At 60.3% G+C, this 14,075-nt stretch carries 13 protein-coding genes and 2 pseudogenes; 2 read left to right on the top strand and 13 right to left on the bottom strand.

From position 1 onward, the window contains the following. Positions 1-84: 84 nt before the first annotated feature. The 11 genes and pseudogenes from K290_RS0114210 to K290_RS34270 all read right to left on the bottom strand — a co-directional run. Positions 85-1,062 (bottom strand): TRAP transporter substrate-binding protein, encoded by a 978-nt coding sequence (locus K290_RS0114210; RefSeq protein ID WP_028752541.1) that lies wholly within the window; start codon positions 1,060-1,062, stop codon positions 85-87. A 249-nt stretch (positions 1,063-1,311) separates the two neighbouring features. Further along, positions 1,312-2,193 (bottom strand): amidohydrolase family protein, encoded by an 882-nt coding sequence (locus K290_RS0114205; RefSeq protein ID WP_028752540.1) that lies wholly within the window; start codon positions 2,191-2,193, stop codon positions 1,312-1,314. A gap of 35 nt (positions 2,194-2,228) precedes the next feature. Continuing rightward, positions 2,229-3,134 (bottom strand): 5-dehydro-4-deoxyglucarate dehydratase, encoded by a 906-nt coding sequence (kdgD, locus tag K290_RS0114200; protein ID WP_028752539.1) that lies wholly within the window; start codon positions 3,132-3,134, stop codon positions 2,229-2,231. Between the two features lie 71 nt (positions 3,135-3,205). Beyond that, positions 3,206-3,946, bottom strand: a complete 741-nt coding sequence (locus K290_RS0114195; RefSeq protein ID WP_028752538.1) for a FadR/GntR family transcriptional regulator — start codon at positions 3,944-3,946, stop codon at positions 3,206-3,208. A gap of 179 nt (positions 3,947-4,125) precedes the next feature. Then, complete coding sequence (locus K290_RS0114190) at positions 4,126-5,175, bottom strand: LLM class flavin-dependent oxidoreductase (RefSeq protein ID WP_028752537.1); 1,050 nt, start codon at positions 5,173-5,175, stop codon at positions 4,126-4,128. A 30-nt stretch (positions 5,176-5,205) separates the two neighbouring features. Next, positions 5,206-6,147, bottom strand: a complete 942-nt coding sequence (locus tag K290_RS0114185) for an ABC transporter substrate-binding protein (RefSeq protein WP_028752536.1) — start codon at positions 6,145-6,147, stop codon at positions 5,206-5,208. Between the two features lie 82 nt (positions 6,148-6,229). Beyond that, positions 6,230-7,175: pseudogene (locus tag K290_RS34280) on the bottom strand (ABC transporter substrate-binding protein). 76 nt (positions 7,176-7,251) lie between these two features. Further along, complete coding sequence (locus K290_RS38745) at positions 7,252-9,030, bottom strand: amino acid ABC transporter permease/ATP-binding protein (protein WP_081670315.1); 1,779 nt, start codon at positions 9,028-9,030, stop codon at positions 7,252-7,254. Between the two features lie 38 nt (positions 9,031-9,068). Then, on the bottom strand, positions 9,069-9,593 hold the full coding sequence (locus K290_RS0114165) for a GNAT family N-acetyltransferase (RefSeq protein ID WP_028752535.1): 525 nt from the start codon (positions 9,591-9,593) through the stop codon (positions 9,069-9,071). 25 nt (positions 9,594-9,618) lie between these two features. After that, on the bottom strand, positions 9,619-10,764 hold the full coding sequence (locus tag K290_RS0114160; RefSeq protein ID WP_051264068.1) for a M20 aminoacylase family protein: 1,146 nt from the start codon (positions 10,762-10,764) through the stop codon (positions 9,619-9,621). Then, positions 10,733-11,377, bottom strand: a pseudogene (locus K290_RS34270) (MsnO8 family LLM class oxidoreductase); the annotation flags it as partial. The gene K290_RS0114160 and the pseudogene K290_RS34270, both read right to left, overlap by 32 nt. Positions 11,378-11,785: 408 nt before the next feature. Between K290_RS34270 and K290_RS37915 the strand changes: the two are divergent. After that, positions 11,786-11,935, top strand: a complete 150-nt coding sequence (locus K290_RS37915; protein ID WP_172831009.1) for a hypothetical protein — start codon at positions 11,786-11,788, stop codon at positions 11,933-11,935. An 81-nt stretch (positions 11,936-12,016) separates the two neighbouring features. Here the strand turns inward: K290_RS37915 and K290_RS36220 are convergent, their stop codons facing one another. Further along, positions 12,017-12,163: a DUF1127 domain-containing protein gene (locus tag K290_RS36220; RefSeq protein WP_065091441.1), complete on the bottom strand. Its 147-nt coding sequence runs from the start codon at positions 12,161-12,163 to the stop codon at positions 12,017-12,019. Positions 12,164-12,599: 436 nt separating this feature from the next. On the opposite strand from K290_RS36220, the gene K290_RS0114135 reads away from it, so the two are divergent. Continuing rightward, positions 12,600-12,926, top strand: a complete 327-nt coding sequence (locus K290_RS0114135; protein ID WP_028752532.1) for a DUF6665 family protein — start codon at positions 12,600-12,602, stop codon at positions 12,924-12,926. A gap of 82 nt (positions 12,927-13,008) precedes the next feature. On the opposite strand, the gene K290_RS34265 is transcribed toward K290_RS0114135, so the two are convergent. Further along, positions 13,009-14,064 (bottom strand): ABC transporter ATP-binding protein, encoded by a 1,056-nt coding sequence (locus tag K290_RS34265; protein WP_051264066.1) that lies wholly within the window; start codon positions 14,062-14,064, stop codon positions 13,009-13,011. Between the last annotated feature and the right edge of the window lie 11 nt (positions 14,065-14,075).

The following is a 14,075-nucleotide window of genomic DNA, read 5'->3' as shown; positions in this document are numbered from 1 at the left end:
CCGCCGTTTCGGCGCCCCATGGACGCCGGGCGAAGGCGATCGCAGGCGGTGCGGGGGCGTGTCGAACGCCCCCGGCAGGCTTCGTTATTTCGTTGCTTTGATCTTGGTGATCATGTCCTTGAGGGCGGGATCAGTGACGAACTGGTCATAGATCGGCTGCATCGCGGCTTCGAACGGCGCCTTGTCCAGCGGGATGACCTCGACGCCGGCTTGCTTCACCTTCTCCTCCGAGGTTTTTTCCATCGCATCCCAGAGCTGGCGCATATAGACCACGGACTGCTTGGCGAGCTTGCGTACTAGCGCCTGCTCTTCAGGAGTGAAGCTGTCATAGACGCGCTTCGACATCAGCAGGACATCCGGAGCCATCGAGTGTTCGCTCAGCGAATAGTACTTGGCGAGCTCATAGTGATGGAAGTTGTAGTAGCTCGGCCAATTGTTCTCCGCACCGTCGATCAGCCCGGTCTTGAGGCCGGTGAAGACTTCGCCCGTCGGCATCGGCGTGGCGTTGGCGCCGAGCGCCTTCATCATTGCGACCCAGATATCGGACTGTTGCACACGGATTTTCAAACCCTTGAGATCCTCCATCTTCCGCACCGGCTTGGTCGTATAGAAGGAGCGCGAGCCTGAATCGTAGAAGGCGAGGCCAACGAGGCCATGAGCATCGCAATCCGCCAGGATCTGATCGCCGATCGGTCCGTCGAGAACCGTGCGCATCTGGGCCTTGTCGTGGAACAGGAACGGCAGAACCGGCACCATCATCGCCGGGCAGATGGTGTTCAGCGTTCCGGAGTTGACACGGATGAAGTCGAGCGCCCCGAGCTTGACCTGCTCGATGGTGTCCTTCTCGCTGCCGAGCTGCGAGTTCGGGAAGACCTTGATCGTATATTTGCCATCGGTCGCCTTGCTGAGTTCATCGCTCATATACTGCACGGCCTTGACGGTCGGGTAATCCGGCGCTTGCACGTCGGCTGAACGGAACTGACGGGCCTGCCCCGTCGTGAAGGTGCCGAACGCGAGAAGGCCGGCAAATGCGGTCGTGATGATTCTGGTGGTGCGCTTCATTGTTTCCCTCTTTCCTAATCACAAAACAAGAACGACTGCCCGCTTCCGTGCCTGGAGATCCAAGTCACAATCGGGCTGAAAACACTGGTTATTTTTGGAATGGCAATGGCGGCCTGGCCGGTCTGGTCTGTGCCGCGTTCGGCCCAAGCGGTAGCCCAACAATGGCAGTCCCCAAGATGCCGGCAATGGCGATAGTCATGATCTCCCCTCCTCAACGAAGGCCGGAACCTCCTCGTCCCGGCCGAATTCTCACTGCATTGCGCCCTCGAATGGCGCGAAACCAAAAAGCGCTTCGGGATTGTCGACGAGAGCAAGTCTCCGGGCGTCCGCACTCTGCAGCCAGCCGAGTACGGTGTCCGTCAGCGTTGCATCGTCAGGATAGTCGGCGTTTTGCCGCGCCAGATTGTGCGGCCAGTTCGTGCCCCAGACGATCCGCTCCGGCGCATGGGCAGCCACGTCGCGCGCAACAGCGGCGATATCCTCATAGGCGGGACCGCCGCTCTTCGAGGATTCGTAGCAGCCAGCGAACTTGAACCAGCAATTGCCCTTGTCGATCAGCCTCTTCACGGCCGCGACCTGCGGTCTCTCCGGCGTCACTCCGGAAAAGAATTTGCCGTGATGATCGAGCACCCAGCGGGATTTCAACCGCGCCAGCCGGGGCTCGTGCTCAAGAATATGACTGCCGTCGAACTGCACGGCCAGCATCCAGCTACGCGCGCTTGCCCTAGCATCGATGGCTTCAAGTGCGTCGAGGCCGACAGCGCCGCCCGGCAGGTCCATGATGCGCGTGCCGACGACGCGGGCCTCCGCGAGCCTGTCGAGTTCGGCTTCCGGCGTCTCGGCATCGATGACGGCGACGCCGCGGGCGATGTCGCCCATTTCGGCGAGGCAGGCATAAAGATTGCCATTGTCGCGCTGATGGGCATTGCCTTGGGTGATGACCACGCGGCCCATGCCGAGCCAGCCCATCACTTGGCGATATTGCTCAGGCGTGGGCAGACTGCCAGCCGGCAGATCGGGGCCGCCGGGCTGTGCCGGGAAACCGGGCAGATACATATGCATCTGCGTGTCTACCGTTCCCGCCGGAAGGACAGTGCGGGGCGGAGTGCCGGAGAGCTTGCGCACCAGCATGTCACCTGTCCTCCGTGCGAAGTTCAACTGCCATCTCAACGCTTCCAGGGCGAGATGAGCTTGTCGAGCATGGCCTCTTCCTCGCCAGTCAGATCATCCAGCGGCGGCCGCACCCTGCCGGCTTCGAAGCCCTGCAGCCTGACGCCGGCCTTGATGGCGGAGACCGCATAGCCCTTGCGGCGATTGCGGATGGCCATGAAGGGATAGAAGAAATCCTTCAGGATCGTCTCGCAGCGCACGCGTTCACCGGCGCGAAGCGCCCTGTAGAACTCGACGGCCAGTGCCGGTACGAAATTGAAGACGGCGGAGGAATAGGTGGTGAAGCCGGCGCCGAGATAGGCTTCGGCGAAGAGTTCGGCTGTGGGCATGCCGCCAAGATAGGTCAGCCGGTTGCCGAGCGTGGCGGTGATCTGGCGAACCACGCCGATCTCACCGGTACCGTCCTTGAAACCGACGAGGTTCGGGCATTCATCGCAGAGGCGTTTAAGCGTATCGACCGAGAGCACCGAGTTGTCGCGGTTATAGACCATGACGCCGATATCGACCGACTGGCAGATGCGCTTGACGTGGGTGTAAAGGCCTTCCTGCGGCGCATCGATCAGATAGTGCGGCAAAAGCAGGATGCCGTCGGCGCCAGCCTTCTGGACCGCCTGTGCCAGCTCGACACCGACATGCGTGCCGAAGCCGCAGCCGGAAACGATCGCCGTCTTGCCGGCCGCCTCCTTGGCTGCCCTGACAATAGTCGGGATCTCGTTCGGCGACAGCGAGAAGAACTCACCCGTGCCCCCGGCTGCAAACAGCACCGGCGCATCATAGCCGGAGAGCCATTCGATATGACGCTGATAGCTGTCGGAGCGGAATTTCTCCTCCGCGTCGAAATGCGTAACAGGAAAAGACAACAGGCCCGCGCCCAGCGCGGCCTTGATTTCTTGTGGCGTCATCAGGAATTCCTCTTCTGCCTCCTCAGGCAGGAGTTGTCATATATGTATGACGTTTTCCTGTCAACAACTCATCATACAGGTTTGCGCTGTTCGCGCAGAAGCGCGCGATAGCGCTCCTGGCTGCCCCGCAGATGCCTACGCATCGCCTCACGGGCGCCTTCTTCATCACCATTCGATATGGCGACGACGATCTGGCGATGCTCCTCGTCGATCAGCAGGATGTAGGCATCCTGATCGGGCTCGGGCTCCCCCTCGCGCATGGCTGCGCGCGGAATGATCCGAGGCCCGATCATCGACAGGAACTCCCGAAAACGGGAGTTGTTCGTCGCCTCGGCGATGGCGAGATGGAGCGCGAAATCGGCCTCGCTTGTCGGAGCACCCGCGTTGAAACAATCGCGCAGCGCATGATGCCGTTCGAAGATCGTCTCTTCCTGTGCCGGCGACCGCCGCAATGCAGCAAGCCCGGCCGCTTCGACCTCCACGGCGGTTCTAAGCTCCAAAAGCTCGATAACGGACGAAACCCGGGCCTGGTCGAGATTTCCGAAGGAGAGCACCGGCAACGCCGGAGATTCCAACACGAAGACCCCTGCCCCCTGCTGCGCCTCGACCAAACGGTCGGCCCTCAGCGCCGCGATCGCCTCGCGCACGACCGTACGGCTCACACCATGGGTCTCCGTGAGCTGCGATTCGCTCGGCAGCTTGCTTCCCGGTGGGAACTGTCCGCTCGCAATCGCCCGACGCAATATATTGCTGAGACGCGCAACCAGCGTCTCCGACCTGGCTTCAGTCTGGGACTTTGGCTGAACGGCCACGTCGGTACCTCTCTTGATCGGTTTCGGCGATGAGAAAAGCACTGCGTGAACTCGTATGTCAAGTTGATGCTAACACATGTGTCCGGCAAACTTGTAGACAGAAACCCTCAACATGTATGATGAGTTTGATTTGTCGAAAAAATCCGTCGCTTTCAACGCATTGCATAATGCAACTCAGGCTAACGTCGTTCCTCTCCGCCAGGTGCAATCAGGGGCGCGGTCGACCAGCCGAGTTCCGGCGCGATCCGCGTAACGAAGTCGTGGAGAATCTGGCGGTACTGCTCGTGTTCGAACTCGTAAGGCAGTTCCAGCCGCAACTCGCTGACCTCCGGCAGCAACGGATCGGCAAAGAGCCGTTCCAATATCTCATCCGAAGTCCCGACGATATCGCGGGCAAACAGAGTGCGTTTCTCGCCCTGCGGCGACAGCGTCCGTTCATTGCGGCCGGCGGCATAGTCCTGATACCGGCGGCGCGTGGCGGCATCGGCACTGTCGATCGGCACGATGACGCGCCCGAGGGCAATACGGCGCTTGGGCCCGGCAGCGGCACGATAGGTCTCGACCGACCGCGGCTGGGCGACGAAGAAATCATCGGTTCCTTCGCCCGTGATCACGTTGCCGGTCAACAGGTTGAAGCCATTGCGGCCGGCCCATTCCGCCGAACGCTGAGATCCACCGCCATACCAGATCCGGTCGATCAGCCCTTTGGCATAGGGCTGCAGGCGTGGCCGGATGGGACCAAAAGGCGTCTTGATGAAGGTCTGCTCGTCGCCGAGATGGGCGCCGCGCAGATTGTCGGCAAAGCGCAGGACACGATCGTGGGAGAAATCGTTGCTGGTCCAATCGCCGTCGAAGACCAGCGGCGCGATCAGATCGGCATGCAGCGGACGCCCGGCGCTGACGCCGATATTCAGCCGCCCGCGCGACAGCACGTCGACGGTCGCAAGATCCTCCGCTAATCGATAAGGGCTTTCATAACCGATCGGAATGACCGCCGTTCCCAATTGAATCCGGCTGGTGCGCTGAGTTGCCGCTGCCAGGAAGGCGCTGCCCGACGAAATGCCAGGCTCCAGATGTCGCTGGCGGACCCAGGCGCTGTCGAAGCCCAGCTCTTCCCCATATTGCAGTTGCTGGAGGGTCTGCTCCAATCCTGACAGCGGATCCTCGTCCGGATAGTTGCCGGGGGTCAGGAAACCGATATGGCTGATGGATATCTTGCGGCCGCTCATGTCATTACTCCCCTCGATATCATCAGCCGGTCAATATTTCGGCAGGTCGGGCGGATTGGTTTCCGACTTCGGCAGCGCTTCTTCCGCCAGATGCCAGCGATCGAGAATCTTCCCATAGGTGCCGTTGGCGATCGGGTTGTTGGCGGCGACGGTCAATGCATTGGCCAGGCCACTTCCCTTTCGCGTCGTCACCGCGACATCGGAGCGATCCGGCCAGCCGGCGCTCAGCGTGCCGACGCTCCTGATATTCTTATCGCGGGCGGCGATGTAGATGAGCTGCGCATGTGGCTGCACGAGGACATCGGCACGGCCCGACGCCAGGGCCAGCAAGCTTGCGGCATCGTCGTCATAATATTGCAGCTCCAGCGGTTTCAGCCCGGCCGCCACATTCTCCTTGCTCCATTCGAGCAGGACGCGTTCCTGATTGGTGCCGGCGCCGACGATGAACCTGAGACCAGCCGCGTCTTTCGGCTCCTTGATCGAGCCGATCTTGCTATCCGACTTGACATAGATGCCGTGCAACCCTTGACGGTAGGTGGAGAAATCGAACTTTTCCTTGCGCTGTTCGGTAACACCGACATTGGAGATGACGGCATCGTATTTGCCTGAAGTCAGACCCAGCGGCCAATCGATCCAGGCGACCGGCACGAGTTCCAACTTCAGCCCGAGACTATCGGCAATGGCATAGGCAATATCCGGATCGGCACCGACCACGGTCTTGGCATCCGTCGCATAGGTGGCGAGCGGCGGCCCGCCGGGCGCGACGGCGACGGTGAAGGTGCCCGGCGTCACGAATTTGAAATCCTTGCGAATGGCGGCAACTGCCGTCTCATCCCGCCCGACGTGAATGCGGCTCGGCTGCTCGGGGCTCAAATCGAAGGTCAGATCATCGGCGTGGGCCGCGCTGAAGGACGTCAGCGCCGTCATCATCAAAACGAACGAACATGCCCGGATAACCGGTATGCCTGTCATGTGAGCCTTCTCCATTTCCTGTTTTCATGAACGGCCGGCTCCGCATAAGCGCGAGCCCGACCGTCAAACGAGTTTGAACGAATTACGAGCCGCTCTTCGGCAGGCCGGGTGGGTTGGTCAGCGACTTGTCGACCGCCTCGGAGCTAAGGCTCCAACACTTCAGCACCTCGCCGTATTTGCCATTCTTGATCAGGTCATTAAGGGCGATAGTGACCGCGTCGGCGAGACCGGCACCCTTGCGGGTCGTCACCGCAATTTCGGCTGAAACGGGCCAGCCGCCGCTGACGGTGCCGACGAGTTTGGTCGTGCCCTTGATGGATGCGCTGTAGGCCAGCGTGGCGTTCGGGTTGAACTCGACGTCGGCGCGCCCGGACTGGATCGCCAGATCCGCGGCGGCGCGATCGTCGTAATATTGGACCTCGACCGGCTTCAGCCCGGCGGCGACGTTTTCGCGATCCCATTCCAGAATGATCTTCTCCTGGTTCGTGCCGGCGCCGGTGATGACCTTCAGACCGGCGACGTCCTTCGGCTCCTTGATCGCGGTGATCTTGCTGTCGGACTTGACGTAGAAGCCGAGAACATCCCTGCGATAGATGGAGAAATCGAACTTCTCCTTGCGTTCCTCGGTGACCGTCACGTTGCTGATGACAGCATCGTACTTGCCGGAGGAGACACCGAGCGGCCAGTCCTCCCAGGCAACCGGCACGAGGTCGAGTTCAAGACCGAGGGAATCCGCGAGCAACTGTGCGATCTCTGGATCGGTGCCCACGACCGTCTTGGCGTCCGTGGCATAGGTCGCGACCGGCGGATCCCAGGGGTTGATCGCCACGGTGAACTTGCCGGGATTGACGAATTTGAAACCGGACGCGATGGCCTTGATCGCCGCATCATCCTTTTCTGCGCGGACGCGGTTCGACGTGTCCGGACTCAGATTGAATTTTTCTCCCGCGTGCGCAGAGCCGAGGGCCGATGGCAGCTACGGCGACAATGCCGGCCTCCAGAGATCTCGTTCGTCTAAAGATAGTCATGTAACTTACCTCTTTTGCATTCTAAGGTTGTAGATGAATTTACTTTTTTCCTTTCGCGAAGGGAGCCGGATTTTCGCTAGAGAACTTTTGCCAGGAACTCGCGGGTGCGCGGATGTTCCGCTTCGTTGAAGATGCGGGCCGGCGGCCCGGCCTCAAGAATGTGGCCGCCTTCCATGAAGATCACCGTATCGGCGACTTCTCGGGCAAAGCCGGTCTCATGGGTGACGATCACAAGCGTCGTACCGGTGCGGGCAAGTTCCTTGATGACGTCAAGTACCTCGCCGACCAGTTCTGGATCGAGCGCCGAAGTCGGCTCGTCGAAGAGCAACACCTTAGGGCGGAGCGCCAGTGCGCGGGCGATCGCAACGCGCTGCTGCTGGCCGCCGGAAAGCTGGCGCGGGTAGGCATTGATCTTGTCGCTGAGGCCGACGCGGGCAAGCAGTTCCTGCGCCAATTGCACGGCATCCTCGCGGCTGACGCCGCGCACCTGGATCGGCGCTTCGATAAGGTTTTCGAGCACGGTCAGATGCGGAAAGAGATTGAAGCTCTGAAACACCATGCCGATATCGGCGCGGCTCTTCAGAATATCCTTTTCCTTGAGCTCGTAGAGTGTGTCGCCCTTCTGGCTGTAACCAATCAGATTGCCGTCGATGGAGATGAAGCCGCCATCGACGCGCTCCAGGTGGTTAATGGCGCGCAGGAGCGTCGACTTGCCGGAACCGGAGGGGCCGAGGATAGCGGTCACGCTGCCGGGCGGTAGGGTGAGTTCGATGTTGTCAAGCACCTTCAGCGCACCGAAGCTTTTCGAAATACCGTGAATGCGCACGGCCCCGCCAGCGGCCCTGAAACTTGCCACGTCGATGACGCCGGGCCTGAGCGCCGTATCCGTCGCGATGTTGATAAGGGGTAGCGGACGGCGGAATCGTTCTAAGAAGGCCTGGAAGGGAAGCGGCGTCGGGTTGCGCACGGCACCCTTCGAGAAATAGCGCTCGATATAGTGCTGCGCGACCGACAGCACCGTCATGATGACCAGATACCAGACGGTCGCGACCATCAGCAACGGAATGACTTCGAGGTTGCGGCGGTAGATGACCTGCACCGTATAGAAGAGTTCCGGCAGGGCGAGCACATAGACTACGGACGTGCTTTTCGCCAATCCGATGATCTCATTGAAGCCGGTCGGCAGGATGGAGCGCATCGCCTGCGGCAGGACGATGCGGAAGGCTTGCCTGCGGCGGGAGAGGCCGAGCGCCGAGGCCGCTTCAAGTTGTCCCTGATCGACAGAGAGGATGCCGCCGCGCACGATCTCGGCGAAAAACGCCGATTGATTGAGCGTCAGCCCCAAGAAGGCGGCAGCAAAGGGCGTCAATAGCTGCACCGTCGGATAGTCGATGAAGACCGTATCGGTGAAGGGAATGCCGACTTTGATCGTCTCGTAGAGATAGCCGAGATTGTTCAGCACCAGCAGCAGCACGATCATCGGGATCGAGCGCAGCAGCCAGATATAGCCCCAGGAGAGACCGGACAGCAGCGGCGACTTGGAAACGCGGGCGAGCGCCAGCGCCGTGCCGAGGACCGAGCAGGAAATGGCGGCAAGCACCGTCAGAAGCAACGTCCTGCCGAGACCGACGAGAACGGGCTCGGCGAAGAACCATTGCGCGAAAACGTCCCAACCCCAGCGCGGATTGGTGAAAGTGGAATAAAGCACGGCAGCGATGACGAGGGCGGCGAAAATGGTTCCCACCAACCGGCCGGGGTGACGGGCTGGGACGATGCGATAGCGGGAATAATCCTGCTTTTGATCGGCGACCCTGTTGCTGAGAGCGATGCCCGCATAATCTGTCGTCAGTGCCATGATGTTTCCCTTTTATCGGTTATCCGTTGCGCGCCGTTTCACCTATTGCCGACAGCCACACGTAGCTCAGGTTCGGCCAGATGGCTGACGTCCTTCTCGAACGGCGGCGTCTTATGGATTTCCGGATCGACGGTCTGGTCGAACAGGGCGGCGTAGCCATAGTTGAGATAGAGACCGACCGCCTCCGGCTGGCGGAAGCCTGTCGTCAGGTAGATGCGGGAATAGCCCTGGCGGGCGGCCTGAGATCCCAGCTCGATCAGGAGCTTGCGCGCCAGCCCCTGCCGGCGCAGATCATGGCGGGTCCAAATGCGCTTGAATTCGGCAGTGTGCTCGTCATAGCGCTTGAAGGCGCCGCCACCGATTGTTTCGCCATCGCGGATCAAAAGTACGAGATTACCGTGCGGAGGCGCGAAGGCCTCGGGTGGGTAGCGGTTGAGTTCGGCCGCAGCACCCTCGGCGCTGAAATAGTTGCCGTAGCGGCTGTCATATTCATGGATCAGCTCATCGATCAGCGGCTTAGCGCGGGGGTCGAGAGGGGTCGTGTAGAGAAAGCTGTCACTCATCTCATCAGTCGTCCTGTTGTCGTCATCATGAAAGGAAGGTCTCGACCAGCCGCACCCAGTAGCGAGCGGCGGGCGCGATGATCGTGTCGTCGAAATCGTAATGGGCGCTATGGAGAGGCGCGCTGTCGCCATTGCCGACGAAGAGATAGCTGCCCGGCTGTGCCTGCAGCATGAAGGCAAAATCCTCGCTCGCCGTGCGCGGCCGGAAATCCTGCACGATCCGCCCTTCGCCGAAAGTTTCCAGCGCCACAGAGCGGGCGAAGGCCGTCTCATTGCGATGGTTGATCAGCGCCGGAAAGCCGAGGCGGTAATTCACGTCCGCGCGTGCACCGAAACTGTTGGCCTGGGCGCGGGCAAGTGCAGGGATGCGCTCCTGCAATTGCTGGCGGACCGTCTCGCTGAAGGCCCGCATGGTCAGCTTCAGCTCCACGCTTTCCGGGATCACATTTGAGGCCGAGCCGCCATGGATCGAACCGACGGTGACGACCGCCATATCCTGCGGATCGACATTACGCGCGACGACGCTCTGCAGAGCCGTGATGAAGGCCGCGGACGTCAATACCGGATCGACGGCCTTATGGGGCTCAGCCCCGTGTCCACCCTTGCCGACCATGCGGATCACGGCCTGATCGACCGAGGCCATGGCGGCATCGGCGACGAAACCGAACTGACCAAGCGGCACACCGGGCCAATTGTGCAGACCGAAGACGGCGTCGACCGGAAACCGTTCAAAAAGCCCATCGGAGATCATCTTGCGGGCGCCGGCGCCGATCTCTTCGGCCGGCTGAAAAATCAGCGTCAGCACACCGGAAAAATATTTTGTTTCAGCGAGATAGCGCGCCGCGGACAGCAGGATCGACATGTGTCCATCATGGCCGCAGGCATGCATGACGCCGGGATTATCGCTGGCATAGGGAAGATCCGTCGCCTCCTCGATCGGCAGGGCATCCATATCCGCCCGGATGCCGATACGCCGGCCGCCGTCGCCGCCCCGAAGGGTAGTGACGACACCGGTGCCCCCGACACCGGTCGTCGCCTCATAGCCCCAGGAGGAAAGTAGCGAGGCGACGATCTTGCTGGTCCGCCGCTCCTGGAAAGCGAGTTCCGTATAACGATGCAGATCATGACGGAGCTCGATGGATCGGCCTCTTGCCGCCGCTTGCCGCCTCATAGGCTTCGAAGGTCTTGCGCAGATTCTCGGGATCGCCGTTCAGATGGCCGGCAAAGACCAGCTCCCAGCCCTTCTCGGCTGCGAGCTTGGCGCTCTCGACGGAGGCGCCGAGGAGATAGCGTTCGGGAGAAACCGTAGGAATTGGCGTGGCGACGGCGGTATCCGCCGAGGATTCGGCTGAGAGGTAGGCATTGATTTCGGCAAGTTGGTCGGCAAAGCTCGGCTTGCGCTCCGGATCGACCGCCGCCTGCAGCGCCCGCGTCGATAGCGGAAAACCGCCCGGCGCTTTGCCCACGCCGAGGTCGACGCGGCCCGGCGCCAACGAGGAAAGCAGGTTGAACGTTTCGGCCACCTTGTAGGCGCTGTAGTGCTGCAGCATCACGCCGCCGGAGCCGACGCGAATCTTCGATGTCTTGGCGAGCAGATAACCGATCAGCACCTCCGGTGCGGAACTTGCCAGGTTCGCCATACTATGATGCTCGGCCACCCAGAAGCGCTGATAGCCAAGCTCCTCGGCGCGAACCGCCAGCTTGGCGGTCGTCCGCAGCGCATCCGTGGCATTCTTGCCCGCGTCGATGGGGCTTTTGTCGAGAAGGCTCAAAAGATAGGGCATATGGATCATCCGATTATCGCGCGGCGTTTTTGATGCCACTCTTTAATCTATAAAATATGTAGACTAAATGGATTATAAGAAATCAGTTTCTTTTCGCCCGGCAAAGTGGGGAAATAAGTTTCAAAGCTGCGCTCACGTGAAGTGCGAGTTCGCGCGGCAAGATATGCGCGATCGTTTGGCAGGCTGAGCCGCTGCGGCGGATGCCGTTTCGGATTCTCGACCGGAGGCTCATCGCTTTGCCGCGTGCGGTCGTCAGCGTCTGCTGAAGGACAGGCATTGGATCATTGAAGCGTCAAAAGCACCCGCGGGTTTCGCAATGTCTTGCTCCCGGACGCCTTAAAGTTCTATTTATTCACCCACGGATTTGGAGTGAGAGAAACCTGCATAATGCCCAATAACCGAGGTCAAATGAACGACAACGTCATCCAGTTTCGGAGACCGAAGCCGCCCAAAACACCGCGTCCCGGTCTGCGCAAATTGCTTGTTGTCCTCGTCGTGATAGCGGTTTTCGCCGCTGCCTGGGGATATTTCCAGATTTTCGGCCAGCCGGTTCAATGAGAATGCGGCGGTCCTAGTAAAACAAAACGCCCGCTGTACGAGAGCGGGCGTCCAAACACACACGGTTGACAGAATTCAATATTATCGGGCGAGTGCTTCGCGAGCGATACGCTGGATATCGGTGCGCTCGATACCGATGTCGTTCAGCCTGTGGTTCGACATGCGGCCGAGTTCCGATACGGTGCGACGATACTTGCGCCAATTGTTGAAGGAATGCGCGATGTTCATTTTCATCCCTTTCTGCGGGCTTGAAGGAGCGGCTGCCATCCTGGCGCCGCCGTGTTTTCGATGGCTGTGATATAAGATCTGGCCTCACCGCTTAACAGTACCGGTCCGGTATTGCACCATTGCAGCTGACGCATGGCTTTGTGCCGATCGCATGTTTTTTAGACTTTGGCAGGCGAAACAGCGCTCAGCATGACGATTAACTTGCAACAACGATCAGGGGTTCGCGGCAATTTTCGGCCGTCAATCGAGCTTCGGCAAGATTGCCCGAGATGATCGGTATGCGATCAAAGCATATCTGCCAACCAAGATGTCGCGGTGCCAATTCGCCCCAATGATACGCGGCATGTCGAAGCCGAGGCAAACTATGCAGGCCTGGCCTATCGATCTGTCGGACATGATCGGGTAACATTGCTGGCCGACAAAAGGATATCCATCCATGAGCCTTCGTCCGCCGCAATCTCTGAGGCAGTTCAATTCCTCTGGTGGGTTCAATGTTCTCGAATATGAACTCATGTCCGAACGCGCCAGCTCCCTTGGACGCCACGGCCTGAAGGTAGAATCCGTGCTTGCAGAACTGCGGGCGTGGGACCCGGCTCGCCACAGCGAGGCAAACCGCGAGAACCTTGTCGATAGGGCTTCCGACGCTGTGTGGGCCTTCTTCATTCAGCGCGAAATATGCGGCCTACGAAACGGCCGCGATGTCATCCAACGCTACGCGATCCCCAAAGAGGTGCTTGCAAAAGTGGGCGTTGTGCGCCGGTGAACCAGACGGCCTTTTGGCATCAGCGCCCTAGGTGCAGCCCCTCGCGCAGGCAGCGTTGCTTCACGGCGCGGACCTGATCCCGTTACCAGGCGCGACTGCTTCCTATGTTGACGCCGGCATCGTCGAAGAGATGGATTGCCGCCATGTCCGGCGAAACCCGCAATGTCTCTCCCGGCTTAGCACGGATGCGTTCGCGGAAGACGCAGGTGGTGGTCTGCTCGCCCAATTTGGCAATGACCAGCGTTTCCGACCCGGTTGGCTCCAGCACGACGATACCGATCTCGATGCCCTCGGGATCAAGATGAATATTTTCCGGGCGGATACCGTAGATAGCGGCATTGTCAGGCTTTTTGAGCGTCGGCAGCAAGACGCCCTCGGCCGTCCGAAAACCCTCCTCGGTCATCGCGCCCTTGATGAAGTTCATGGCCGGTGAGCCGATGAAGCCGGCGACGAATTGATTGCTCGGCTGATCGTAGAGGTCGAGCGGCGAGCCCATCTGCTCGATCTTGCCATCCTTCATGACGACGATCTTGTCGGCCATGGTCATCGCTTCGATCTGATCATGCGTCACATAGATCGTCGTCGTCTTGAGGCGCTGGTGCAGTTCCTTGATTTCCGAACGCATCTGGACGCGCAGTTTCGCGTCAAGATTCGACAAGGGTTCATCGAAGAGGAACACGGCCGGATCGCGCACGATGGCGCGGCCCATGGCGACGCGCTGGCGCTGGCCGCCGGAGAGCTGTTTCGGATAGCGTTCCAACAGGCTCTCCAGGCCGAGAATGCGCGCTGCCCGATCGACCCTCGCCTTGATATCCGGCGTGGCATGCGCTTTCAGCCGCAGGGAAAACCCCATGTTCTGCGCCACAGTCATGTGCGGATAGAGCGCGTAGTTCTGGAAGACCATCGCAATGTCGCGATCCTTTGGTGGCAGGTCGTTGACGACATGCGTCCCGATCTGGATGGCTCCGGAAGTGATGCCTTCCAGGCCGGCGATCATTCGAAGCAGCGTGGACTTGCCGCAGCCGGACGGGCCGACCAGAACGACGAATTCGCCGTTCTCGATCTCCATGGACACGCCCTTGATAGCTTTGAAGGCGCCATAATCCTTGCGTGCATCGTTGACGGATACATTCGCCATTCGTTCCTCCC

This window comes from Rhizobium leucaenae USDA 9039, assembly GCF_000426285.1.
Lineage (GTDB): Bacteria > Pseudomonadota > Alphaproteobacteria > Rhizobiales > Rhizobiaceae > Rhizobium > Rhizobium leucaenae.
The sequence above is the reverse complement of the archived record's forward strand: the minus strand, read 5'-3'. Positions and strand labels throughout refer to the sequence as shown.